Annotated in this window: 22 protein-coding genes; 3 read left to right on the top strand and 19 right to left on the bottom strand. The window is 71.7% G+C overall.

The genetic code is table 11. The features are described from left to right. Positions 1-115: 115 nt before the first annotated feature. The 10 genes from ACFWBN_RS12255 to ACFWBN_RS12210 all read right to left on the bottom strand — a co-directional run bounded on the left by ACFWBN_RS12255 (position 116) and on the right by ACFWBN_RS12210 (position 11,189). Complete coding sequence (locus tag ACFWBN_RS12255) at positions 116-1,627, bottom strand: alkaline phosphatase family protein (protein WP_385174735.1); 1,512 nt, start codon at positions 1,625-1,627, stop codon at positions 116-118. Positions 1,628-1,770: 143 nt separating this feature from the next. After that, complete coding sequence (locus ACFWBN_RS12250) at positions 1,771-2,859, bottom strand: 2-aminoethylphosphonate ABC transporter substrate-binding protein (protein WP_385174732.1); 1,089 nt, start codon at positions 2,857-2,859, stop codon at positions 1,771-1,773. Positions 2,860-2,901: 42 nt separating this feature from the next. Next, positions 2,902-3,699: an ABC transporter permease gene (locus ACFWBN_RS12245; RefSeq protein ID WP_385174729.1), complete on the bottom strand. Its 798-nt coding sequence runs from the start codon at positions 3,697-3,699 to the stop codon at positions 2,902-2,904. Then, positions 3,686-4,576: a 2-aminoethylphosphonate ABC transporter permease subunit gene (locus tag ACFWBN_RS12240; RefSeq protein WP_385175120.1), complete on the bottom strand. Its 891-nt coding sequence runs from the start codon at positions 4,574-4,576 to the stop codon at positions 3,686-3,688. Before ACFWBN_RS12240 ends, ACFWBN_RS12245 begins: the two co-directional genes overlap by 14 nt. Before the next feature lie 214 nt (positions 4,577-4,790). Further along, positions 4,791-5,840 carry an ABC transporter ATP-binding protein gene (locus ACFWBN_RS12235; protein WP_385174726.1) on the bottom strand — a complete coding sequence of 350 codons (1,050 nt, stop codon included), beginning with the start codon at positions 5,838-5,840 and terminating at the stop codon, positions 4,791-4,793. Then, entirely contained in the window at positions 5,837-6,586 is a 750-nt protein-coding gene (locus ACFWBN_RS12230; protein ID WP_385174723.1) for a phosphonatase-like hydrolase, read from the bottom strand. Before ACFWBN_RS12230 ends, ACFWBN_RS12235 begins: the two co-directional genes overlap by 4 nt. 5 nt (positions 6,587-6,591) lie before the next feature. Beyond that, positions 6,592-7,713: a TIGR03364 family FAD-dependent oxidoreductase gene (locus tag ACFWBN_RS12225; RefSeq protein ID WP_385174720.1), complete on the bottom strand. Its 1,122-nt coding sequence runs from the start codon at positions 7,711-7,713 to the stop codon at positions 6,592-6,594. Between the two features lie 148 nt (positions 7,714-7,861). Next, complete coding sequence (locus ACFWBN_RS12220) at positions 7,862-8,626, bottom strand: GntR family transcriptional regulator (protein ID WP_385174717.1); 765 nt, start codon at positions 8,624-8,626, stop codon at positions 7,862-7,864. Between the two features lie 64 nt (positions 8,627-8,690). Next, entirely contained in the window at positions 8,691-9,437 is a 747-nt protein-coding gene (locus ACFWBN_RS12215) for a hypothetical protein (RefSeq protein ID WP_385174713.1), read from the bottom strand. Between the two features lie 654 nt (positions 9,438-10,091). Continuing rightward, positions 10,092-11,189: an ROK family protein gene (locus ACFWBN_RS12210; protein WP_385174710.1), complete on the bottom strand. Its 1,098-nt coding sequence runs from the start codon at positions 11,187-11,189 to the stop codon at positions 10,092-10,094. Positions 11,190-11,245: 56 nt separating this feature from the next. Between ACFWBN_RS12210 and ACFWBN_RS12205 the strand changes: the two genes are divergently transcribed. Next, positions 11,246-12,370, top strand: coding sequence for a Gfo/Idh/MocA family oxidoreductase (locus tag ACFWBN_RS12205; protein ID WP_385174707.1), 1,125 nt, complete (start codon positions 11,246-11,248; stop codon positions 12,368-12,370). 124 nt (positions 12,371-12,494) lie between these two features. Here the strand turns inward: ACFWBN_RS12205 and ACFWBN_RS12200 are convergent, their stop codons facing one another. The 6 genes from ACFWBN_RS12200 to ACFWBN_RS12175 form a co-directional block, all read right to left on the bottom strand. Continuing rightward, positions 12,495-13,352: a fumarylacetoacetate hydrolase family protein gene (locus ACFWBN_RS12200; RefSeq protein ID WP_385174704.1), complete on the bottom strand. Its 858-nt coding sequence runs from the start codon at positions 13,350-13,352 to the stop codon at positions 12,495-12,497. 122 nt (positions 13,353-13,474) lie between these two features. Beyond that, a complete protein-coding gene (locus tag ACFWBN_RS12195) occupies positions 13,475-14,203 on the bottom strand; it encodes a YidC/Oxa1 family membrane protein insertase (RefSeq protein WP_385174701.1) in 729 nt (242 codons plus the stop codon). A gap of 120 nt (positions 14,204-14,323) precedes the next feature. Beyond that, positions 14,324-14,692 carry a DUF6412 domain-containing protein gene (locus tag ACFWBN_RS12190; RefSeq protein WP_385174698.1) on the bottom strand — a complete coding sequence of 123 codons (369 nt, stop codon included), beginning with the start codon at positions 14,690-14,692 and terminating at the stop codon, positions 14,324-14,326. A gap of 67 nt (positions 14,693-14,759) precedes the next feature. Beyond that, positions 14,760-16,268 (bottom strand): sodium:solute symporter, encoded by a 1,509-nt coding sequence (locus ACFWBN_RS12185; RefSeq protein WP_385175118.1) that lies wholly within the window; start codon positions 16,266-16,268, stop codon positions 14,760-14,762. Positions 16,269-16,306: 38 nt separating this feature from the next. Then, positions 16,307-16,486 carry a DUF3311 domain-containing protein gene (locus tag ACFWBN_RS12180; RefSeq protein ID WP_385174695.1) on the bottom strand — a complete coding sequence of 60 codons (180 nt, stop codon included), beginning with the start codon at positions 16,484-16,486 and terminating at the stop codon, positions 16,307-16,309. A gap of 9 nt (positions 16,487-16,495) precedes the next feature. Continuing rightward, positions 16,496-17,314, bottom strand: a complete 819-nt coding sequence (locus ACFWBN_RS12175) for a class E sortase (protein WP_385174693.1) — start codon at positions 17,312-17,314, stop codon at positions 16,496-16,498. Between the two features lie 56 nt (positions 17,315-17,370). Between ACFWBN_RS12175 and ACFWBN_RS12170 the strand changes: the two genes are divergently transcribed. Further along, positions 17,371-18,372 carry an SEC-C metal-binding domain-containing protein gene (locus ACFWBN_RS12170; RefSeq protein WP_385174690.1) on the top strand — a complete coding sequence of 334 codons (1,002 nt, stop codon included), beginning with the start codon at positions 17,371-17,373 and terminating at the stop codon, positions 18,370-18,372. A gap of 51 nt (positions 18,373-18,423) precedes the next feature. On the opposite strand, the gene ACFWBN_RS12165 is transcribed toward ACFWBN_RS12170, so the two are convergent. The 3 genes from ACFWBN_RS12165 to ACFWBN_RS12155 all read right to left on the bottom strand — a co-directional run bounded on the left by ACFWBN_RS12165 (position 18,424) and on the right by ACFWBN_RS12155 (position 22,419). Beyond that, positions 18,424-20,259 carry a DEAD/DEAH box helicase gene (locus ACFWBN_RS12165; protein ID WP_385174687.1) on the bottom strand — a complete coding sequence of 612 codons (1,836 nt, stop codon included), beginning with the start codon at positions 20,257-20,259 and terminating at the stop codon, positions 18,424-18,426. 2 nt (positions 20,260-20,261) lie between these two features. Next, positions 20,262-21,668 carry a transcriptional regulator gene (locus ACFWBN_RS12160; RefSeq protein ID WP_385174684.1) on the bottom strand — a complete coding sequence of 469 codons (1,407 nt, stop codon included), beginning with the start codon at positions 21,666-21,668 and terminating at the stop codon, positions 20,262-20,264. 64 nt (positions 21,669-21,732) lie between these two features. Further along, on the bottom strand, positions 21,733-22,419 hold the full coding sequence (locus ACFWBN_RS12155; protein ID WP_385174681.1) for a hypothetical protein: 687 nt from the start codon (positions 22,417-22,419) through the stop codon (positions 21,733-21,735). A gap of 285 nt (positions 22,420-22,704) precedes the next feature. Between ACFWBN_RS12155 and ACFWBN_RS12150 the strand changes: the two genes are divergently transcribed. Further along, positions 22,705-23,442, top strand: coding sequence for a hypothetical protein (locus ACFWBN_RS12150; RefSeq protein WP_385174678.1), 738 nt, complete (start codon positions 22,705-22,707; stop codon positions 23,440-23,442). Positions 23,443-23,446: the final 4 nt, after the last annotated feature.

Here is a 23,446-nt window from a genome sequence, read left to right as displayed (position 1 = left end):
CATTCGGCGGCTGCTTATTTTGTTTATATGCGCCTGGACGTGGGGTGTGGGGTGTTTCCAACCACCCTCGGGGGCGGGGGCGGGGGCCGCGGCGGGCGCCCACGGCCCGGACGGGCTAGCCCAGCTGGACGTTGTCGACGGTCCAGTACCAGTTGTTGTTCCCGCTGTAGCGGAAGCGGATCTGGACGTCGGTGGCACCCGCCGGGATCTGCAGCGGGAGGGACTCCGCCTTGGCGACGGTGTCCGCGGTGTAGGACTTGACCACGGTCGGGGCGGCGCCGTTGTAGGAGACCAGGACCTGGGCGGTCTGGCCGGACTCCTGGCGGTAGTGCGTCTGGAAGGTCAGGTTCCGCGTCGTGCCGCCGGTGACCGCCCACTTGGGGGTGATCAGGGTGGAGTCGAAGGTGCCGGTGTGGCTCTTGTCGTCCCACTCGTCGGAGTCGGCGACGGCGAAGACGTCACGGGAGCGGACGTTCAGCTCGCGCCACTGGTCGCGCTGCGACTGGCTCCAGAACTCGTCGGTCGCGAAGGCCCATCCGGCCCACTCGGTCACGCCGCCCGTGCCCATCTTGGAGTTGTCCACGGACCAGCCGGCGGGCGGGGTGTGCGTGAAGCCCTTCACGCCCGCCGGGATGCCCGTCTCGTCCACGCGGGCCTGGAGGGCCGGCCGCAGGCCGTCGAAGGCGTCGTTGTCCGGGGCGTTCAGCGGGACCCCGTCCAGCCCGGTCGTGGCGACGCCGACCTGCTGGAGCGCGGTGGCCGCCACGTCGACGAGCCGTACGTCGTCCCGTACCGAACCGGCGGGAATGCCCGCGCCCTTGGCGATGACGAAGGTGCCGCGCTCCTGGATGGTGGAGCCGCCGTGGCCGCCGGCGTTGGTGTGGCCGTGGTCGGTGGTGACCAGGATCTTCCAGTTCTCCTGGGCGTACGTCGGGCGGTTCTGGACGGCCGTGAGCAGCCGGCCGATGAGCGCGTCCACGCGGCCGATGGCGTTCAGGTACTCCTGGCTCGCGGCGCCGGAGGTGTGGCCGGCGTGGTCGATCTCGCCGAGGTAGACGAAGGCCGCGTCCGGGTTCTGGTCGCGCAGTTCGGCGGCGGCCGCGGCGGCGATCTTCGGGTCCTCGCTGCCGTAGCCGTCGCGGTCGCCCTTGAGGGAGAGGCGCTTGTCGACCTTGGCGGAGAAGATCGGGCCGTTCTGGTCGGTGGAGGTGATGGGCTCCCAGTCGGCGGCCGCATAGGTGTTGAGCGCCGGCTTGGCGTTCTCGATGCGGGTGAGGAAGTCCGGGTGGGCGGCGTAGTTCTTGCCGGTGAAGGAGTTGTCCTTCACGCCGTGCTTGTCGGGCCAGACGCCCGTGGCGATGGTGGACCAGCCGGGGCCCGAGGAGGTGGCGGCCATCGGGTTCGCGTACAGGGTGCTGCGGGCGGTCAGGCCCTGGGCCATCAGGCCGTTGAGGTTCGGGGCGTTGGCGGCCTTGACGCGGTCGAGGACGGCGCCGTCGATGCCGATGACGAGGACCTTGTCGGTGGTGGCGGCCGCGACGGCGGGGGTGGTCGCGAGGGTGGCGGCGACGAGGGCCGTGGCGGTGGCGGCCACGGCGAGGACACGTCCGGACAGGACAGTGGACACGTACTCCTCCTGGGAGCAAGTGAGCGGCGAGAAGTGCGGGGACATGCACCGGGTCCGGACCGAAGGTGCTCCAGCGCGCTTTCGGTCCAGACCCGTTATGCAAGCGTCACTATCCCGGTCGTGGGTGACCGGGAGGCGACCAGTCAGCTTCCGGTTGCCGACTTCCATGCGTCGACGTAGGCGGTGAGATTCTTGTCGATGTCGGTCCAGTCCGGCTCGAAGATCTCTACACCGGTCATGATCTTGGTGAGTTCGACGGCGTTGGCGTCGGTCGGCTTGACGTCGGTGCGCGCCGGGAAGCCGCCGCCCACCTCGCTGACCAGCTTCTGGGCCTCCTCGCCGAGCATGAAGTCGAGGAGCTTCTTGCCGTTCTCGGTGTGCGGGGCCTTGTCGACCAGGCCGGCCGCGTACGGCAGGGCGAAGGTGGTGGGCTTGCCGCCGTCCTTGGCCGGGAACCAGATGCCCAGGTTCGGCATGGACTTGGACTGCGCGAAGTTCATCTGGACGTCGCCGTTGGCGACGAGCAGCTCGCCCTTGTCGGTCTTGGGCGCGAGCTTGCTGGTGGAGGAGGACGGGCCGACGTTGTTGGCCTGGAGCTTCTTCAGGTACTCGTTCGCCTGCTCCTTGCCGCCGAAGTCGTGCATCGCCTTGATGAGCACGGCGGTGCCGTCGCCCGCGACGCCCGGGGTGGAGTACTGGAGCTTGCCCTTGAACTTCGGGTCGAGCAGCTCCTCCCAGGTCTTGGGGGCCTCGGCGAGCTCCTTCTTGTTGTAGACGAAGCCGAAGTAGTTGTTGACGACCGAGGTCCACTTGCCGTCGGCGGCCTTGTCGGCACCGTTGACCTTCTCGGAGCCCTGCGGCTTGTAGGCCTGGAGGAGGCCCTTGCCGTCGGCCTGCTGGATGAAGGGCGGCAGGGTGATCAGTACGTCGGCCTGGGTGTTGGTCTTCTCGCGGACGGCGCGCTGCACCATCTCGCCCGAGCCGCCCTCGACGTACTTGACCTCGATGCCGGTCTTCTTGGTGAACTCGGCGAAGACCTTGTCGTACCAGCCGTCGCCCTTGTCGCTCTTGAGTCCGTCGGCGCTGTAGACGGTGACGACCTTCTCCCCGCCCTTGGAGTCGGCGGAGGAGGCGGAGCCGCCGCAGGCGGTGAGGGAGGCGGCGAGGGCGAGGCTGCCGGTGACGCCGGCGGTGACACGGAGACTGCGACGATTGCTGGGCTTGCTGGGCATGGAACTTCCTTACGGGGAAAGGGAGTCAGCAGGGGAATCGGTTCAGCGGTACGCGGCTTTGGTGCGGATGCGGGAGACGGCCAGGAGGACCAGCAGGGTGGCGGCCATCAGGACCACGGCGACGGCGGAGCCGCTGAAGAGCGAACCGCGGTCGGTGGCGGTGAAGATGCGGACCGGGAGGGGCATCCAGTCCGGCGGGTAGAGCATCATCGTGGCGCTCAACTCGCCCATGGACAGGGCGAAGCAGAGCCCGGCGGCCGCGGTGAGGGACGGCAGCAGGAGGGGGAGCTTGACCCGCCACAGCACGTACGCGGGACGGGCGCCCAGGGAGGCCGCCGCCTGCTCGTACGCGGGGTCGAGACGAACGATGGCGGCCGAAACCGACTGGTGGGCAAACGCCGTGACAAGAATCGTGTGCGCCAGGATCACGATTGAGCTGGTGCCGTTGAGCAGCAGCGGGGGCTTGCTGAAGGCGACCAGGACCGCGAGGCCGACGACCACGGACGGCACGGCGACGGGCAGCATGAACAGCGCGTCCAGGGACCGCTTCCCGCGCTTGCCGAGGGCGGCGGCGGCCAGGGCGGCCCAGGTCCCGAGGGTGAGCGCGAGCAGGCTGGCGACGACGGCGGTGACCAGGCTGGTGGTCAGGGCCTGGAGGGATTCGCCCTGGACGGCCGAGGCGTAGTTCGCGGTGGTCGGGCCGGAGGGGAAGGCTCCGGACCAGTGGGTGGCGAAGGAGGCCGCGACCACGACGAGCAGGGGCAGGGCGAAGAGGGGGACGAAGAGGAGGCCGAAGAGGGCCCAGGCCGCCCAGCGGCCGGTCCGGCTATGCACCAGCACGCTTGCTCACCACCCGGTAGAGGCCGAACAGGCCGACGGAGATCGCGATGTTGACGACGGCGACCACGCAGGCGGCCGCGTAGTCGGATTCGAGGATCGCCTTGCCGTAGACGAGCATCGGGAGGGTCGTGACGTCCTTGGCTCCGGTGAACAGGACGATCCCGAACTCGTTGAGGCACATGACGAGGACGAGGCTGCCGCCCGCGGCGAGCGCCGGGAGGGCCTCGGGGAGGATCACCTTCCGGATGATCCGGGCGGGGCGGGCGCCGAGGCCGGCGGCCACCTCCAGCTGGGCGGTGTCCAGCTGGGAGAAGGCGGCGAGCAGGGGGCGCATCACGAAGGGCGTGAAGTAGGTGATCTCCGCGAGGAGGACGCCCCAGGGGGTGGTGAGGAAGTGGAAGGGGCCCTCGGCGGCGCCGGTGACGTCGGTGACGAGGCCGTTGGCCATGCCGGCGGTGCCGTAGATGAAGAGGAGGGCGAGGGTGATGAGGAAGGAGGGGAAGGAGAGGAAGACGTCGATGAACTTCGCGACGGCCTTGGCCCCGGGGAAGGGCACGAAGGCGATGACCAGCGAGAGCGCGAAGCCGAGGACGAGACAGCCGGCGGTCGCGCCGACGGCCAGCCAGACGGTGGTCCCGAGGGCCTCGCGGAAGCTGTGCGAGGCGAAGACGGAGGCGTACGCGTCGAAGGCGCCGCCGCCGTTCTCGGGGCTGAGCGACTGCTGGACGACCAGCGCGAGGGGGTAGAGGAAGACGAGCCCGAGCACGACCAGGGGCGGCAGGGCCCAGATACTGCGCGGCAGCCGATTCCCCTGCGGGGTTGCTCGGGGGTTCCGGCTACGGGCCCCCTGCGGGGTGGGCTCCGGGGCACCATCCAGCCCCGCCGGCGTTTGAGGCGCGGGGTCCGGGGCGGAGCCCCGCGACGTCCCCGCCGGGGATGCGGCAGGCCCGGGGGCACCATCCAGCCCCGCCTGGGGGTCCCTCCCAGCGGTAGCTGGGGGAGATTGAGGCGCGGGGTCCGGGGCGGAGGCACGGGGCTCCGCCCCGGAGGGGCCCTGGCCCGGGACTGGCAGGGTGCGGCGGCGCGTCGCGTCAGGCATCCGACACCCCTGCGGCCAGCAGCACCGCATCGCGCGGTTCGAAGTGCAGGGTGACCCGGTCGCCGAGGGCCGGGGTCGCGCGGAGTTCCGGCAGGTCCGCCTTGACGCGGTGGCCGTCGATGTCGACGTAGAGCCGGTGGGTGGAGCCGCGCCACTGGACCTCGGCGATCGTGCCGCTCAGGGCGTTGGGGCCGTCCCCGAGGCCGAGCAGGTGCGGCCGTACGCACAGGGTGGCCGTGGAGCCGGGCGCGGCACGGCCGGGGTCGAGGGCCAGCGGGCGGCCCGCGAAGACCGCCCCGGCCTCGGCGACCGTCACGGGCAGCAGGTTCGCGTTGCCGACGAAGGAGGCCGTGAACTCGGTGCGCGGGGCCCGGTACAGCTCCTGCGGGGTCCCGCAGTCCTGGAGGCGGGCCTTGTCCATGACCGCGATCCGGTCGGCCAGGGTGAGCGCCTCGACCTGGTCGTGCGTGACGTACAGGATGGACACGTCGGGCAGTTCGCGGTGCAGCCGGGCCAGCTCGGCGAGCATCCCGGAGCGCAGCTGCGCGTCGAGGGCCGAGAGGGGCTCGTCCAGCAGGAGCACGCCGGGGCGGATGGCGAGGGCTCGGGCGATGGCGACCCGCTGCTGCTGGCCTCCCGACAGCTCGCGGGGGTAGCGCCGCGCGTAGGCCGCCATGCCCGTCAGCTCCAGGGCTTCGGCGACCCGGCCCGGGATCTCGCCCTTCGGGGCCTTCTGCGCCTTGAGGCCGAAGGCCACGTTCTCCTCGACCCTCATGTGCGGGAAGAGCGCGTACTGCTGGACCACCATGCCGATGCCGCGCTTGTACGGCGGGAGCGCGGTGACGTCCCGGCCGCCGATCAGCACCCGGCCCGCGACGGGCCGTACGAAGCCGGCGACCGCGCGCAGGGCCGTGGTCTTGCCCGAGCCGGAGGGGCCGAGCAGGGCCATCACCTCGCCGGGCTCGACGGTCAGGTCCAGGGAGTCCAGGACGGTGTTGCCGCCGTAGGCGACGGACACCCCGTCGAAACGGATGCCGCTCACGCCGACTCCGCCAGCAGCTGCGGGAGTTCGGCGATGGAGCCGAGGACGTGGGTCGCGCCGTGCCCGGTCAGGGCCGCGCGGTCGTGGGCGCCGGTGAGGACTCCCGCGACGATGCCGGCTCCGGCGCGGCGGCCGCTGAGCATGTCGTACGCGGTGTCGCCCGCGACCACGAGGTCCCGTACGTCGGCCACGGCTCCGGTGCGCAGGAAGGCGGCCAGGACCATGTCCGGGAAGGGCCGGCCGCGGCCGCCCGCGTCGGCGGGGCAGAGGGTGAGGTCGGCGAGGTCCTGCCAGCCGAGGGCGGCGAGGATGGCGTCCTGGGTGACGCGGGCGAAGCCGGTGGTCAGGACGACGGTGCGGCCGTCGGCGCGGAGCTTTTCGATGGTGTCGCGGGCGCCGGGTACCGGGGCGATGAGGCCGCCGTCGACTAGGTCGCCGTAGGCCTCCTCGAAGGCGGAGTTGGCGCGCTGGGCGAGCTCCTCCGTGCCGAAGAGGTGGCGGAAGACGGAGATCTTCGACTTGCCCATGGTGTCGCGGACGTACTGGAGCTTCTCGGCGTGGTCGGGGGTGCCGGCTTCGACGCCGAGGCGCTCGGCGGCGCGCTCGAAGGCGCGCTCGACGAGGCCGCCGTCGGCGACGGTGGTGCCGGCCATGTCGAGGACGATCAGCTGCCTGCTGCCGTTGGCGGCGTTGCTGTTGGCGGCGTTGCTGCTCGTGTTCGTGTTCGTGTTGCTGTTGTCGGTCATGCGGCTCACCAGCCCAGTTCGTTCGCGGTGGTTTCGGCTATGGCGGGCGAGCAGGTCATGCCGCGGCCGCCGGGTCCGGTCACCAGCCAGACGCCGTCGGCCACCTGCTGGCGGTGGACGACGCGGGTGGTGTCGGTGCACTGCGCGTACACACCCGCCCAGCGGTGCCTGATCTTCGGCAGGGGGCGGCCCAGGAAGGACTCGACCACCTCGGTGAGGTGCTCGTAGGGGTCTTCGAGGGTGTCGAACGCGAAGGGGTGCTCGTACTCGTGGGTGTCGCCGATGGTCAGTCCGCCGTCCTGGCGCTGGACCATGAGCAGCTGCATCTTGTGCGCGGCGGCGATCGGGGCCTGCGCCTGCCCGGCGTTGAGCTCGTCGAGGGCGGCGGACTTGTAGGCGGGGTAGTAGCGGAAGCTGTCGGCGTCCGCGACCGAGGTGGTGAGCGGCTCGCCGAGGGGGGCGGTCTGCATCATCTGGAGCCGGACGCGGCGCACGGGCAGGTCGGGGACCAGTTCGCGGACCAGGCCGGACAGCCAGGCGCCGGTGGCGAGGACGACCGCGTCGCCGCGGTGGACGTCGCCGTGGTCGTCGCGGACGGCGCCGGGGCCGGTCACCTCGCGGACCTCGCGTCCGGGGAGGAAGGTGTAGCGGCCGGTCGCCCGGAGGGCTTCGCGGAGGTGGAGCTGGGCGGTGCGCGGCTCGACGGCCGCGTCGCGCTCGCACCACAGCGCGGCCTCGAAGGCGCCGCGCAGGGCCGGGTTGATCTCCCGCGCTTCCGCGGCGGTGACCAGTTCGTAGCCACGGGCGGCGGCGTCGGGGCGGGCCACGGCGGCCTCGGCGACGGCGTACTCGCGGGGGTTGCGGACGGGGGTGAGGGAGCCGATGGCGCGGAAGCCCAGGCCGGGCACCTCCGCGCCGATGCGCTCCCAGAGCTCGCGGGCCCGCAGGGCGGTGTCGAGCTCCTCGCCCCCGGCCCGTCCGCTGACCCAGATCTGGCCGAAATTGCGCAGTGACGCGCCGCGGGCCTCCGCTTCTCGCTCGATCTGGACGACCTCGTGGCCGCGTTCGACTGCTTGCCAGGCGTGCATGGTGCCGACCACGCCGCCGCCTACGACTATGACTCTCACGCGGTCCACGGTGGGCGCGGCCCGTGACCCTCGAGGATCCACCCGGCAACGGGCCGGTGAACAGCCCCCGACGCTTGGACTAGACCCGTTATCTTTCTGTGATGTGAATACGTCCCTTTATGGCCTGTACGGGTGGGTTGGCGCGGGACTATTCGGGCCGCAGGCGGGTCGTGAAGCTGAACCGGTCGCCACGGTAGAGCGAACGCACCCGCTCCAGGGGCCGGCCGTCCTGGTCCCGCGAGAAGCGGTGGATGAGCAGCATGGGGAGCGCGGGCGGGGTTCCGATCAGCAGGGCTTCGCGGGGCGTCGCGAGGACCGTCTCCAGCTTCTCGTCGGCGTCGCCGAAGGAGATGCCGAGGCTGTCGCGGAGGTATCCGTAGAAGGAGGAGTCCGGCCGGAAATCGACGTCGAGGCGGGGGGCGCGGGCCACCCGGATGTACGTGCTCTCCAGCCCGACCCGCTCGTCGTCGGCCAGCAGGACGCGCTCCAGGTGCCAGACGGGCTCGCCGGGCTCGGCGCCGATGCCGGGGGCGAGGTCGGGCGGGCAGGGGAACTGCTCCAGGCCGATGAGGTTTCGGCCGGGCCTGCGCCCCTGGCGCCGTACGCCTTCCGTATAGCTGGCGAGGGAGAGCGGCTGCTCCAGCTTCGGGCCGGCGACGACGGTCCCGCGGCCGGAGCGGCGCAGCCGGCCTTCGAGCAGCAGCTCGCGCAGGGCCTGGCGGACGGTCTCGCGGGACACCTCGTAGCGCTCGGCGAGATCGCGCTCGGTGGGGAGCGTGCCGCCCTCGCCGAGCTCGTCGAGGAGATCGGCGATGCGGGCCTTGACGGCGTAGTACTTGGGGATGCGGCCGTGCTCGGGGATGCCGGAGCGGACGGGCGAGCCCGGGCGGTGGTGCTGGGTCTGTTCTTCCACGGGGGGACTCTATGCGGGCCGCGTGTACGGGCGGCCGCGCGCGGGCCGTACGTCCGTAGGCGAATCAAGGGGCGGGACGGCGCAGCCGCCGGGCCCCCAGCAGCAGTCCGCCGCCGGCGGCGAGGGCGGCCACGGCCCCGGCACCGTACGCCCATTCGCGGGGGCCGGTGTGCGCGAGGGAGCCGGCCTCGACGGGGTCCTCGGGGCCCTCGACGGAGAAGTGGTAGCCGCCGGCCTCGCCGATCCAGTCGCCGTCGTCGCCCTTGCGCTGCACGAGGGCGGCGTCGGCGACGACCTCACCGGTGGGGGCGTCGGGCGCGAAGGCGAGGCCGACCTTGACGGTCCGCGATCCGCCGGGGGCGACGGTGAACCCGGGGAAGGCGTCGCCGCCGTCGAAGACGGCGATGATCTCGTCGCGGTCGGTCCGCTCCAGACTGACGGGGAGGGTGCCGCTCGGGGCGTCGAACTCCATCCGCAGGTGGGCGGGGCGCAGGGCGCGGGCCTTGTCGGTGAGGACGACGACGGGGTGGATGGCGGTGCAGGTGGAGTCCGTGGTGTTGGTCAGGTCCAGGTACCAGGTCTGCGGGCCGCCGCCGGTGCGGTACACGGCCGGGCCGCCGCGGATGCGGGCCCCGATGGGGAAGGCGGTGCTCTTCCCGTCTCCGCAGGTGGCCTGCGCGCGGGACGGCAGCGCGGGCGCGGGGCGGGCTCCGCCACCGGTGCCGATGTCCGCTGCCGCGGTGGGGGCGGTGACGGTGGTGGCGGCGGCCAGGAGTACGGCGGTGAGGGCAAGGGCTTTGCGCAGTCGCATGGAAGACCTTCGCTGCTCGCCGGACGGGACGATGGTCGGACCAGGTGACAATCACCCCGGCCCTGCCCGCACCCTGCCACGCACGCGCGACCTCCTCCCGCGTGCCGCGCCCGAGTTGCTCCGGTTTACGCCCAAACAGAGCAAGCGGTCAAGCCCCTTGCCGCCAGGCCGGGGGGCACGGACCACCGACCGCGGCGCCACTACGCAAGCGGCCCCGGGCTACGCCTGAGCTTCCGGGGCTCCGCCCCGCACCCCGCGCCTCGAACGCCGGCGGGGCTGGATACGACCCCGGTCGCCGGGTGCGGCGCGATTGCGCAAGCGACCCCGGGCTGCGCCCGGGCTTCCCGGGGCGCCGCCCCGGACCCCGCGCCTCAAACGCCGGCGGGGCTGGATGTGGCTGCTGCCGCCCGCAGGTGCGGGATGTTGCCCGTGCGGGCGTTCAAGCCTGCGCCGCGCTCAATTCCGCTGGGCGAGCCGGGTTGCGCGGAGCGCAAATCCAGCCCCCGCCGGGCACGATCCAGCCTCGCCGGCGTTTGAGGCGCGGGGTCTGGGGCGGAGCCCCAGGGCTTTGCGGGCCACGCCCGACGCCTTCACGGTTCAGCCCCGCCGGCGATTGAGGCGCGGGGGCCGGGGACGGCGCCCGGTGGCGAAGGGTCAGCCTGCCCGCCCGAAGAACGGCGCGAGCGCCAGCTCCGCCGCCCCCTCCGCCACCCCCCGAACGGCCAGCCCCACCACCGCCGGCTCTGCGGCCAGCGCCCGCGCCGCCAGTACCTCCCGCACGCCCTCCACGAAGACCTCCGGGGCCGCGCCCACCACGCGCCCGCCCAGCAGGACCTGGTCCACGTCCAGCAGCGCGACCAGGTTCGCCGCCCCCTCCCCCAGGATCCGCGCCGCCTCCGCCAGATCCCCCCTGGCCACCGCCTCCAGGCACAGCACCTCCGCACACCCCCGCCCCCCACACCGGCACGGCGGCCCGTCCAGCCGGAGCACCTGGTGGCCGAACTCCCCCGCCCCCGACCGCACCCCCCGGTAGACCTCGCCGCCGAGCCGCAATCCGGCCCCGAGCCCGGTCCCGACGTGCAGGTACACCGAGGTGGCGGCAAGGGAGGCCGGGTCCCGCGGCGCCGCCACCCCGGCATTCGTGTCCTTGTCCAGCAGCACCGGCACACCCAGCCGCCCCGCCAGCACCTCCCGCAGCGGAAAGCCCTCCCACCGCGGGAAGCCCGTCACCCGGCCCATCACCCCGGTCCGGTGGTCCAGCGGCCCCGGTGCGGCCACGCCGACGCCCAGGGGCCGCGGCCCGGCCGGATCGGACACCCGCGCGACCTCCCGTACGACCGCCTCCGCCACCGCCTCCGGCCCGGCCCCGAAGTCCAGCGGGCCGCCGCTCTCGGCGACGACCCCGCCCGCGAGGTCCACCCGTACCGCCCGGAGCTCGTCGCGGTCCACGTGCACCCCGACCGCGTACCGCGCCTGCGGCACCAGCCGGAGCAGGGTGCGCGGCTTGCCGCCGGTGGACGGGGCCCGGCCGGCCTCCGCGACCAGCCCCTCCGCGACCAGCCGCGCCGCGATCTTGCTGACGGCCTGCGGGGTGAGCCCCGTACGGGCGGCGAGTTCGCTGCGGCCCAGGCCGGCCGGCCCGGCACAGCGCAGCAGGTCCAGCAGCAGTGCCTCGTTGTGCCCGCGCAGCGCCGGCAGGTTCACGCCGCCGCCACCGCCACCGCCCTGCCAGTCCCCGCTACCCCTGTTCACCAGCCCATTGTCCACCCTCCTTGCACTTTGACAACACTGTTGCCAAAGTGGCCGGTATGAACGCCTCCGCCCCCGCCGCCACCCCCACCCCTCCGCTGCGCGTCGGCCTCGTCGGCTACGGACTCGCCGGTTCCGTCTTCCACGCCCCCCTCGTGGCCGCCACCGACGGACTCGTCCTCGACACCGTCGTCACCTCCGACCCCGGCCGGCAGGCCCAGGCCCTCGCCGAGTTCCCCGACGTCCGCATCGCCGCGTCCGCCGCCGAGCTGTGGGAGCGGAAGGACGGCGACGCCCTCGACCTCATCGTGATCGCCTCCCCCAACAAGACCCACGTCCCGCTGGCCACCGCCGCCCTCACCGCCGGCATCCCTGTGGTCGTGGACAAGCCGCTCGCCGCCACCGCCGCCGAGGCGCGCGAGCTCGCCGCCCTCGCCGAGCGGACCGGAACCTTCCTGTCCGTCTTCCAGAACCGCCGCTGGGACAACGACTTCCTCACCCTGCGCCGCCTCCTCGCCGGCGGCGAACTCGGCGAGATCCAGCGCTTCGAGTCCCGCTTCGAGCGCTGGCGCCCCCAGCTCAAGGGCGGCTGGCGCGAGTCGGGCGCCCCGGAGGAGATCGGCGGGCTGCTCTACGACCTCGGCAGCCACGTCGTCGACCAGGCGCTGGTGCTGTTCGGCCCGGCCGTACGGGTCTACGCGGAGGCCGACCTGCGCCGCCCGGGCGCCGAGGCCGACGACGACACCTTCCTCGCCGTCACCCACGCGAGCGGCGTCCGCTCCCACTTCTACGTCAGCGCCACCACCGCCCAACTGGGTCCGCGCTTCCGCGTCCTGGGCTCGCGGGCCGGCTACGTGAAGTACGGCCTCGACCCGCAGGAGGGCGCCCTGCGCGAGGGGCTGCGGCCGGGGCAGGACGCACCCTGGGGCGAGGAGCCCGAGCACCTCTGGGGGCGGCTGGGCTCCGGCGAGTCCCCGCTGACCGGCGGCGGGACCCCGGTTCCGACCGAGCCGGGCGACTACCCCGCGTACTACGCGGCGGTGGCCGCCGCGCTGCGCACGGGCGGGCCCGCTCCGGTCACCGCGTACGAGGCCGCGCACTGCCTCGACGTACTGGAGGCGGCCCGCGTCTCGTCCCGGGACGGGGTGGTCGTGGAGATCCCGGCCGCACCCGCCGCTCCGTAGGGGCGGGTGCGGCCGGGCGACCCGGCGCGGGACGCACGAAGGGGCGGGGCCGCCTCCAGTGGCAGCCCCGCCCCTTCCCGCATGCTCGCGCCGGTCGCGCCGGGTCGCGCCCCGGCGCGTCGCGTTACGCGCCCTTGAACTCCTGGCGCTGACGGCCCAGGCCCTCGATCTCCAGCTCCACGACGTCACCGGCCCGCAGGTACGGCTTCGGCTCCGGCTGGCCCATGGCCACGCCACCCGGCGTACCGGTGACGATGACGTCGCCCGGGTACAGGGTCATGAACTGGCTCAGGTACCGGACGACCTCGCCGACCGGGAAGATCTGGTCCGCGGTGTTGCCGTCCTGCTTGAGCTCCCCGTTGACCCACAGCTTCACGTCCAGGACCTGCGGGTCCTCGATCTCGTCGGCGGTGACCAGCCAGGGGCCGAGCGGGGTGAAGGTCTCGCAGTTCTTGCCCTTGTCCCAGGTGCCGCCGCGCTCGATCTGGAACTCGCGCTCCGAGACGTCGTTGACCAGCAGGTACCCGCCGACGTGCGCGAGGCCCTCCTCGGCGGAGCCCAGGTAGCGGGCGGTGCTGCCGATGACGACGCCGAGCTCGGCCTCCCAGTCGGTCTTCACGCTGCCGCGCGGGATCAGCACGGTGTCGTCCGGGCCGACCACGGTGTCCGCGGCCTTCAGGAAGAGGATCGGCTCGGCCGGCGGCTCGGCGCCGATCTCGGCGGCGTGCCCGAAGTAGTTCAGCCCGATGCCCACGATCTTGCCGATGCGGCCGACCGGCGCACCGATGCGCAGCCCCTCGGCGTCGAGAGCCGGGAGCTCGCCCGCTTCGGCCGCTTCCCGTACCCGGGACAGCACGGAGTCGTCGGCGAGCAGAGCGCCGTCCACATCCGTGATCAGGCCGGACAGGTCACGCAGGGTCCCGTCCTGGTCGAGCAGCGCGGGGCGCTCCGACCCGACCGGTCCGACACGCAGCAGCTTCATGGGCATTCTCCCGTGGTCGAGGGTGGTCGGCCCATGGGCATGCCCCGGGCCGGACGATGGGTTGCGGCCATCGGAGGATTGGTGAATCCTCCAAGAAGTCCGAACAATCCGCAAGACCCTGTTCACAGACTGGAACGCTCAGCTCCGGCAGCCCGGTGCTGAAGCCACGCCCGCTCCGCCACCGACCACGCGGTGGTGGTCAGCAGGTACAGCCCGGCGGCGAGCGGCACCACAGCAGCCGTGATCAGCGTCCCGAACGACAGCAGGGGCAGTACGCCGCCCAGCTTGCGCATGACCTCCTGCTGCTCGGCAGTCACCCCGGCCGGGACCGCACGGGCACCCGCCCGGCCCACGCCACCGCCACCGCCACCGCCCGCGGCACCCCTGCCCCCGGCACGCCCGGCACCCTTGGCACCCGCGGCAGCCGCGCCGCCCGGAACCAAGGCCCCGGCCGCGGCCGCCCGGCGCCCCCGCACCGCGCTCCAGGCCGCCACCACCGCGATGGCCGCGAACAGCCCGAGGAACACCAGCCCCTGCGCCCCGACCAGGCCGCCCTCCCCCAGCGCCTCGGTCCACCGGGCCCCGAGCGGCGCCGCGAACAGCCGGTGCGCGAGCAGCTCGTCCGACGACGAGAACGCCTGGTACATCAGGAAGAACACCGGCAGCTGCAACAGCACGGGCAGGCAGCCGGCCACCGGGGTCGCACCGCGGAAGGCCGCGCGGCTCAGGGGGTGCAGGGCGAGCCGTACGAGCACGGTGAACAGCACGATCGCGGCAGCGGTCGCGGACTCGGCCAGTACCGGTTCGAGAAGCTGGCCCAGCTCTACAACAAGGCGGGTGAAAACGGACACGCGGGCCCTCCGAAGGGTCTCGTCGAACGTCGAAAGAGATGCATTTCGGCGTGACGACCCGCGAGGGGCGTGGCAAGTGAGGAGCAGGGAGGTGCAGAAGTGGTGCGAGCTTGCGCGCCCCTACGCGGCCGTCGGGACCAGACGGCCGGGCGCCCTGGGCCGCGACCGGCCCGAGGCGTCGGGATCGCGCTGCGGCAGGAAGGCCGTGCGCTGCTCGCGATCACGGATCGCGGTGCGTATTCGGTGCGGCGGCACGGGCCGGACGAGGCGTGCGGCCGCGGCCAGGGCCGCGGAGCCCACGGCGACGGTGGCCGCGAGCGCGATCACCACGGCGCCCAGCCCGCTCTCCCCGGCGAACAGCCCGAGGACCACTCCCCCGAGCAGCACCAGCGGCAGCAGCAGGGCCACCGCCCGCGAGATCCGGGAGATCCGCGCGAACAAGAGGAAGGACAGCGGACGGTCCGCGCCGTGCCGGCGTTGCCCAGCCATGGAGACCTCCCCCTTCCCTCCCGCGTCGCACGAACTCCCGTACGAGATCCGGTACTCGCGATCGATACTAACCGGGCCCACTGACAACCGGCACCGGACCCGCCCCCGCCCCCGCCCCCGGCAGCGGATCGCGGGCAAGCACCGCGTCGTCCGGCCGCCCGTCACCCGCCCCCCGCGGCCCCAGCCAGGTCACCGCCAGCGCGACCGCCAGGTTCACGACGAGGGCGACCATCCCGGCGTTCAGCCCCCACACCGGGTCGTTGCCGGTGAAGACCAGCCCGCAGACGAGCCCGACCCCCGCGATCAGCCCGCTGACCGCGCCCGCCGCCGTCAACCTGCGCCACACCAGCCCCAGCAGCAGCATCGGTACCAGCTGCGCCATCCCCTCGTACGAGACGAGCGACAGCCGCACCAGCGTGTTCGGAGCGACGTACGTCATCACCAGCGCCACCGACCCGGCCGCCACCACGACCGCCTGCGAGGCGCCCTTCTGCCGCTCCCCCGACCGCCACCGCGGCAGCAGCGACAGCACGCTCCGCCCCCACATGGTGCCGATGACCAGCATGAACACCGCCATCGGCACGATCGACGACAGCGCGGCCGCCACCCCGACCACCCCGACCGCCCACGCAGGCAGGGAGTCCACGACCAGCTTGAGGAGCGCGAGGTTGGAGTCGGCGCCGGCCAGCCCCGGCACCACGAAGAGCGCGGCCATCCCCAGCAGCATCGGCACGAACAGCAGCACGTTGTAGGCGGGCAGCAGGATCGAGTTGCGGCGCAGCGCATCGGCGCTGCGCGCGCCCAGGTACCCCGCGACGGTGGTCGGGAAGATGACGACGGTCAGCGCGTTGAGCACGGAGGTGGAGGCGAACCACGCGGTCCCCAGCTCCCCGCGCCCGTCCGCCCCGCTCCCGTGCCCGGGCAGGGTCAGCCACTGCGGCTTCTCTTCCGCCAGCCGGTCGAAAAGCTCCCCGTAGCCCCCGAAGTAGTGCACGGGCACGTACCCGGCGAGGAACCCGAGGGTGCCGATGACCAGCACGTCCTTGAGTACGGACACCCACGCGCTGCCGCGCAGCCCGCTGACCACCACGAAGCCGGTCGTCACGGCGAAGGCCACGAAGTAGGCCCACTCCAGCGACACGGCCCCGTAGGTGACGGTGGAGACCACCACTCCCATCCCGGTGATCTGCAGCTGGATGTAGGGCAGCAGGAAGACGGTCGCGAGCACCGCCACGGCTGCCCCCAGCCAGGGCCGCCGGTAGCGGTGGGCCACCATGTCGGTGATCCCGACGAGCCCGTGGCGGCGCGCGTAGTCCCACAGCATCGGCCCCACCACGTACCCGACCGCGTAGCCGCAGGACATGTACGCGACGACGTACATCACCGGGGCCCCGTAGTTGTAGCCCCAGCCGGCCGCCCCCAGGTAGCTGAAGCTGGTGTAGCCCTCGCCCGCCATCAGCACCCAGATGAACACGGTCCCCAGCGAACGCCCGCCCACCGACCACTCGGCGAGCCCGCCCCCGCCCCCGCCGCGCCCGCGCACCGCGAGCAGCCCGAGCGCGACGGTCGCCACCATGGACACGCCGAAGACGGCGGTCGCGACGGCCGCCGCGCTCACCGGTGGTCACCGCGCCAGGCCAGCCACACGGCGAGCGGCGTCACCAGGGTCACCCCGACGAACCAGACGAGCAGGAAGGGCACTCCGGCGACCCTCGGCTCCACCCGGTTCACGAGCGGCAGCACCCCGAGGAAGGCCACGAACGGCACACCCAACCACAGCAATTGCGGACGCATCGCCCCAGCCTAGGAGGTGAGCGTCCCCCAGACGACGAGACGGTACTTGGAGGTGTACTCGGGCGTGCAGGTGGTGAGCGTGATGTACGCGCCGGGGTCGCTGTAGCCGTACTCGGGCTTCACGATGCTCCGCGGCACGGGCGCGATCACCCCGGTGTCCCGCTCGGTCGTCTCGCTCAGGACCTTCCCCACCACGTACGTGTACCTGCGCCCCTTCACGTCCACGATCAGCTGGTCGCCCTCCCGCAGCCGGTTGATGAAGCGGAACGGCTCCCCGTGGGTGTTGCGGTGCCCGGCCAGCGCGAAGTTCCCGCGCTCCCCGGGCCGGGCGGTCCCGGGGTACTGGCCGGCGTACCCCTTGTCGAGCACGCTGCGCTTGTCGACCCCCTGCGCGACGGGGACGACGAGGCCGAGCCTCGGGATGCGCAGGACGGCGTACGCCCGGTCCGACGCGGCGGGCGGTGCGTCGGCGGGGGCCGAAGAGGATCTCGAAGGAGACGCCCCGCCCTCCGATCCACCGGACGGAAGGACAGGAGGCGCGCCCGAGGACGGGTCCCCCACAGGACCGGAGGGAGAGGGAGAAGGAGAGGAGGAGGGTGACGAGAGGAAAGGGGACGCCGCCCACTCACTCTCCAAAGCCCGGACCTGCTCCTGGGCAGCCGCCACGGCCTGCCGATTGGTCCACCACACCTGGTGCACCACCAGCAACGCCACCACCACACCCACCGTGGTGATCGCCTCGGCGCACGCCCACAGCACGCCCGCGAGACCGGCCCGGCGCACCCGCCGGCCGCCCCCCTGCACCACCACGGGAATGCGATCTCGCACGGGCCGCACCTTAAGTCCTCCCCCGTCAACTGACCAGCGGCAGTACGGTGTAAACCATGCGCCCCGATACGACGCCTGCCGAGCACATCGCCGAAGCCGAGCGCCTCATCCGCACGGCGACCCGCTATCCCGAGGACCAGGAGCCCTTGCTCCTCCAGGCCGCGGCCCACCTCGAACTGGCCGACGAACGCGATCGGGCGAGCACCCTCTACGACCAACTCCTCTCGGCCTCCCCCGCCAATCCGTACCTGATCAAGGCCCTCCAGGCGGCGAACCTGTGGGAGTACGGCCACGAGCCGGAGGCCCGCGCCCTCATCTCGGGCATCCGCGCCGCCGCCCCCAAGGACCCGGCGCCGTGGGAGGTCATCGCGGAAGCCCTGGAGACCCACGACGAGTTGGAGGCCTCGCACGACTGCTTCACCGAGGCGGCGACCCTCCTCATCACCGACGAAGAGCCCCTCACCACCGCCACCACCGCCCTCCTGACGGGCCGCCACCGGGTGCGCCGCCTCCTCGGACGCCCGCACGACGACTGGGACATGGTCGCGGACACCCGCCACATCGGCCCGATCCCCCTCGACGAACTCCACGACCCGAAGCGCATCTGGGCCCTGGGCTCCGACGACCCGGCCGAACTCCGCGCCGAGATCGCCCGCCTGCGCGCCGAACTGGGCGACCGCCGCGCCGCCCTCTCCCGCCCCTTCCCGGTGGCGATCCTCCACTGGCCCGCGCGCGAGCTGGCGGAACTCCTCACCAGCTACCCGACCCTCGCCGCCGACTACCCCTCGCACGAGGCCCACCTGCTGGCGGTGGAGTCCTCCCTCCGCGCCCTGGCCGCCTCGGGCACGACGAACCTCGGCATCGTCACGGCGAGCGTCCCCTCCTACGAGGCCTTCGCCGCGTCGGAAAAAACCTCCCCGGCCTCCCCGTCCCTCCTGGCCGAATACGCCACCACCCTGGCCGCCCGAGGCAAAGCCACCCCCTGGCCCCCCACCCCCACTTCCCCGTGCTGGTGCACTTCGGGCAAGCCGTACAGCGAGTGCCACGGGGCAAGGTAAGCGGCCCAGGGCGTCAAGGCGTCAGGTGGGCGGACGGGCCGTCCGGGACTGTCATCCGGACGGCTCATCCATATGGCGAATGAGGGCACGGAGGTCCGCGGCGTCCATACCCCAAGGGGTAACGTCCTCCTCCGGGTCCGCCAGCTCCTGCACCAGCGGGTCATCTAGGATCTTGCCCATGAACTCCAGCTTGTGACCAAGCCGGTCGTGGACGATGCCGTCGATGGTGCCGCGCGCGAGGAGCACCGTGACACGCGTGCGCGTATCCGCAGCCAGCCCCAGCCTGTGGATCCGGTCCAGGCTCTGCAAGAACCGGCCCGCGGCGAAGTCCCTGTCCACGTAGATCGCATCGTGGCACACGTGGTGCAGGCTGATGCCTTCGCCCAGGGTCGCGGGATTGGACAGCAGGACCATGCAGTCGGGGTCTTCGCGGAACCTTCGGATCTCCTCGTCCCGGTCCGGTGTTCCGCCGTGCACCACGGCCGGCCTGTACCTGCCCAGCACCCCTGCGAGCGTGGTCAGGTTCCTGACGAACGTGGACCATACGAGGGTCTTCCGTCCGGCTCGGGCGTTCTCGGAGACCGTCTGCAGAACCGCCTCGTACTTAGGCGAGCTCTCATACCTGGGCAAGTCCCTCATGAGCTCTCTCAGGGGCATACCGTCCGAGGGACGCAAGGGGGGCACGTAGAACGGCAGCGGTTCGTAGCGATCGGACCCTGTATCGAGCAGCGCCGGGTTGGTGCTGGCCATCATGAGGTACACGAGGACCTTGCCGAGTCTGGTGAACTCCTCCTGCTCCCTGGAAGCCAGCCCGGTGAGCTGGTTGCGCAGCGCCGAGTACAGCTTGCGGTGCGCTGCTGGAAGGTCTACGTACTTGACCCGAACGTCAACGGGCGGCAGACCCAGCTCATTCTTCGTCGTGCGTGTGAACAGCGGCCGCAGGACCCTGCTTGCGTGCGCGAGGTCTCCGCCGGCCACAGCCCTGTCCACTGCCCTCCGGCCGTGCCCCGGCCACACGAAGGACAGCAAGCTCTCCAGGTCTCTGGCGCCGTTCGGCGCTGGCGTACCCGTCAGGATCAGCCGGTGGCTGGCCAGCGGACCGAGTGCCATGCAGGTGGCTCCGTACGTTCCCCTGACGCCCAGCTTCATCCGGTGGGCTTCATCCAGCACCATCATGGTGCGTCCCGTGCTGAGCCAGTCGGCGAGCTCCGTCTGGTAGCGGCTCAGCCTCTCGTAGTTGACAAGCAGTATCTCCGCATCGTTGTCGGGCGAGCGTTTGAAGACACGCACGGCCGGAGGTTCGGAGAAGCACAGGACCGCCTCGTCGCTCCACGCCTCGTATGCCGACTTGGGGCTGACAACGAGCATGCGACGTACCGAACCGGACCCCCTCAAGGCTGCGTACACGGCCAGGGCCGTGCGTGTCTTGCCTGCGCCGGGCACGCTGAAGTTTGCTCCGTGCGTGAGCGACAGCAGTTTGGCGATGTCCCGCGTCTGGAAGTCCGTGAGGGGCCCTATCCAGGCCGTTCCCAGCAGCCCGGGAACGGCCGAGACGGCAACCGGTGCCGTGACGTCCTGGCCCCGGCTGCCGGCCGTGAGGCGCGCCTCGACCGCCTGGGCATCCCGGACCGATGCCTCGGCGAGCTCCTTGAGGTCCGGCGCGAAGGACACACCAGCCGGATCGTGCCAGTGCCCCAGCAGGGGAAGGCGAGACAGGAAGTCCTCGAGGTCTACCTCCGCCGCGAGGTTTCCCCGCTGACTGCCGCTACCGAACCGGGCGATCAGCCTGACCAGATGCCCCTGGTCTCCGGGGAGGGCCCGGAAGACAACCTTCGTTCTGGTCTCGTCGAACCCCAGCCGGAGCGACGGCTCCTCCGTGTCGAGCACCCTCAGCCCTCGCTCGCCTTGATCAGCCAGTTAACGCCACTGCCCGGCTTGGCAACGCCGCGGCTGGCCTGGCGCGCCAGCTTCGCCATGCTCCCCTTCAAGCGCAGCAGTGCGCTGTCGAAGCTCTCCTCGTCCAGGCTGCCCTTCCCCAGGGCCTGCACGAGGTCGGCGACGCTCTGGTCGATCGCCGCCCGCGCATCGTCCAGCCGCTCTGCGGTGGTCTGCCGTACCCGCTTGAGCCGGTCATCGCGCTCCGCCTCGTCGAGCGCACGCCGCATTCCCCGGCGGGCCTCCGTCACTTCCCGCTGGGCGGCTTCCCGGCTCTCGGAGGAAAGGTGGCGAGCCGATTCCGAGGCCTTGGCCTTCAGCACCCGGTCCGTCGCCGCACGGGCCTGACGGACGGGGTCCGAATCAGCCGGGACCGAGACGCCGAGTCCTGGAATCGCTACTGGTGAGGCCGCCTCGCCGGCATCAGCCCTCAGCAGGTCCGGCAGGTTGGCTTCCAGGTATTCCGCCTGGAATCCCTCACCGATGAGACGCGTCTTCGTCTTCGCGAAGTCGAGGAGGATGGCGACGATCCTGTTCTCCTTGACCAGCTCGGCTCGCTCCTGGCTAGCAGCCGACGCCTTCATGTAGGTGCGGTGCAGCTCCTTGAGGTTCTCCTGGTGCCCCTCGAAGTCAGACAGCGCGAGCCGGGCCCCCTCCAGAGTCCCGCTCCGGTCGATCATGTCCCTGATGACACTCAGGATCCAGCGTTCCTGCTGGAACGTCTTGAGCTGCACATGGAAGGCACGGGCGATGTCAGCCGCTTTGCGGCCCATCAGCTCCTGCTCTTCCATGGCGATCAGCCGGTTGATGTAGGAGTAGTCCCGGCGCTCGTCGGGCCGGAGCTGCAGGGCCAGCTCGACCGCGTTGATGTCTTCCCAAGTGAAGGACGGAGGCAGCACGCCGACCCGGATCGACGGGCGCCCCAGCTTCCGGAGTGCGGCCGCGCGCGTGTTGCCGTTGACCAGGATGCCTTCGTGCGTGATGAGCCCCGGCTCCTGCTGGTCGATGGATTTGAGGCTGTCCATCAGGGCTTCGAAGTCTGGGTCGTTCTCGTCCGGGTTCGCCGGCTTCCCGACGAGGAGGCGGTTGAGGTATTCCTGACTCTCCGGACTCCACGGATTCGCATCCAGGCCGCGCGCGAGCTCCGGATCATGTCCCCGCTGCGCCCGGATCCGGTGCGTCGCCGGGTTGTAGTAGAGACGGTGGAGCGGCACGTCGATCACGCCCACGTGGAGCGGTCGTCCGTTCCAGTCGACGGTGACGGTCTCCCGGACACCCTCAGCCTCTACAGGCTCCTTGAGCCGGCGTGCGACGAACTCCACGTTCGCCTCGGCGTCCGGAGGAAGATCGAAGTTCAGCATCCCCACATGTCTCCTTGACTCGGGCGTCCGCCCGTCCTGCTGCCGGCCATCTCGCCCACGCTCGCTACGACTGCCCAAGCGCCTGGCGGACCGTCCCGCGCGACTCCGCCGGCAGGCTCCGGTACTCCCCCCACAGCCGATCCAGGAGGCTGAAGTCCCTGCGGTCTGCGGCCACCCACTGCGCGAAGTGCTCCCGCTCCACCTGGCTCATCTGCTCCAGACGATCGAGTACACCGCCCAGGTCAGTCTGCTGGCCGCGGCCTCCGATCCGGCAACGGCGGCACTCGGTGACCAGCTCGACGCTCACGCTGCCGGAGTTGGTGACCTCCCGGCGCGCGAGGTCCAGCTGAGCGGTCTCGATCCCGCCGTCGTACGCCTCGCCGGCAGCGATCCCGCACACGCGGCACAGATGATCGTCACGGTCGAGGATCTCACGCCGCTGCGGAGCCGACACCACCGCAGCCGGCTTGACCCTCGACTGGCCGGGCTTCCAGACTTCGGCCCCCATCTCCACGAAACGGTGCTCGTTCGAGCTGAGCGTCACGTCGTCCCGGTTGGTGGCGATGCGCCACCCCCGGTCTCTGAGATCGCGCATGCGGCGGTCAATCTGCGACGTCTCCGGAAACGCTTCCCGCAGCTGGGTCTTCGTGAAGACCTCCCCGACCCCGACCTCCGTAGCCAGCCACAGCGCGCAGCGGGCCATCGTCGAGAGCTCTCCGTTACGCCACGACGGAATGCCTGCGATCGTCACGATAAATCCCCTAAGTAGCGTTCACCAGCCGGCCGTTCCCGGGCCGACACTCATCGACAGAAGCCATTCTCTGGGGCAGCACGCCATGCAAATCAAGCCCGTTTGGATGTTTTCGCCTTAGCGCAAACACCTTTCGCGCCACGCTCCCCGAAGTGCAAACATCGGCCCGCTGCGGATAAGGGGTAGCGCAAACAGCTATCTGCGAATTCAAGGGTTTGCCGCTTGCGCATCCCACCGCTGATCAAAAGACTGATCCTCCGTCAATCTCGTTACTCAGGAGGATCCATGGCCGCCAGAGGTCAGGTCGGCAGCGCCTACTGGAGTGAGTGCAGCCCGGCACGGCTGAAGTACGCGGCGCGTTTCCGCGACCTCATATCCGCCATGCCGATGGAGAAGCAGGGGACTCGCGCCCACTACCTCGGCATCGCGTCGAGCACGTTGTCCAACTACTGGATTGGCCGCCGGGTGCCCTCCGCCGCCGTACTCGGAGCCATCCACGACGCGGTGCGCCGATGCGCCCCCGCCGTCCCGGACCAGCTCGAGCACCTCGAACGACTGCGGAAGCATGCGCGGCGGAACACCCCCGCCGTTCCGCCGCAGGAGCGCAGCGACATCCGCGCGGCAGAGCAGATTGCTACCACCTCGTCCGCGCCGTCCCCCCAGTCCGGCACGGGACCGGCAGAGGGACCGGCACACGACCGGCACAGCAGCGACGAAGGAAAGATCGGCGAAACCGTCCGTTCCTTGATCACGGCCCAGTCCGCTGGTGACCGCCGCGGGGTCATCGACATCGCCTGGTCCGCGAGCAAGGCGCTCACCCATGAGGAGCTCTGCGCCGCTGCCGCCGACCTGTACGCCAGCGGGCACCCCGGGCTCGGGGAAGCGCTCCTGCTCAGCGGACGCGAGCGCGGACACGAGGACACCATGCGGCTGGCGATCACGCTGATCTGTGCTGGCCTCACCGATCAGGCCGAACTCGTCCTGCGTGCCGCCCTGCCCCGAGGGGGAAGCCGACGGCCGTAGCCGA

Source organism: Streptomyces sp. NPDC059989, assembly GCF_042736975.1.
GTDB lineage: Bacteria > Actinomycetota > Actinomycetes > Streptomycetales > Streptomycetaceae > Streptomyces.
The sequence above is the reverse complement of the archived record's forward strand: the minus strand, read 5'-3'. Positions and strand labels throughout refer to the sequence as shown.

Coding starts and splice junctions, on each gene's coding strand:
- ACFWBN_RS12180 (WP_385174695.1), bottom strand. CDS start 16,486: ATGCGTCCGCAATTGCTGTGGTTGGGTGTGCCGTTCGTGGCCTTCCTC.
- ACFWBN_RS12200 (WP_385174704.1), bottom strand. CDS start 13,352: ATGAAGCTGCTGCGTGTCGGACCGGTCGGGTCGGAGCGCCCCGCGCTG.
- ACFWBN_RS12205 (WP_385174707.1), top strand. CDS start 11,246: ATGAACGCCTCCGCCCCCGCCGCCACCCCCACCCCTCCGCTGCGCGTC.
- ACFWBN_RS12190 (WP_385174698.1), bottom strand. CDS start 14,692: ATGGCTGGGCAACGCCGGCACGGCGCGGACCGTCCGCTGTCCTTCCTC.
- ACFWBN_RS12170 (WP_385174690.1), top strand. CDS start 17,371: ATGCGCCCCGATACGACGCCTGCCGAGCACATCGCCGAAGCCGAGCGC.
- ACFWBN_RS12250 (WP_385174732.1), bottom strand. CDS start 2,859: ATGCCCAGCAAGCCCAGCAATCGTCGCAGTCTCCGTGTCACCGCCGGC.
- ACFWBN_RS12230 (WP_385174723.1), bottom strand. CDS start 6,586: ATGACCGACAACAGCAACACGAACACGAACACGAGCAGCAACGCCGCC.
- ACFWBN_RS12215 (WP_385174713.1), bottom strand. CDS start 9,437: ATGCGACTGCGCAAAGCCCTTGCCCTCACCGCCGTACTCCTGGCCGCC.
- ACFWBN_RS12185 (WP_385175118.1), bottom strand. CDS start 16,268: ATGGTGGCGACCGTCGCGCTCGGGCTGCTCGCGGTGCGCGGGCGCGGC.
- ACFWBN_RS12160 (WP_385174684.1), bottom strand. CDS start 21,668: ATGCTGAACTTCGATCTTCCTCCGGACGCCGAGGCGAACGTGGAGTTC.
- ACFWBN_RS12150 (WP_385174678.1), top strand. CDS start 22,705: ATGGCCGCCAGAGGTCAGGTCGGCAGCGCCTACTGGAGTGAGTGCAGC.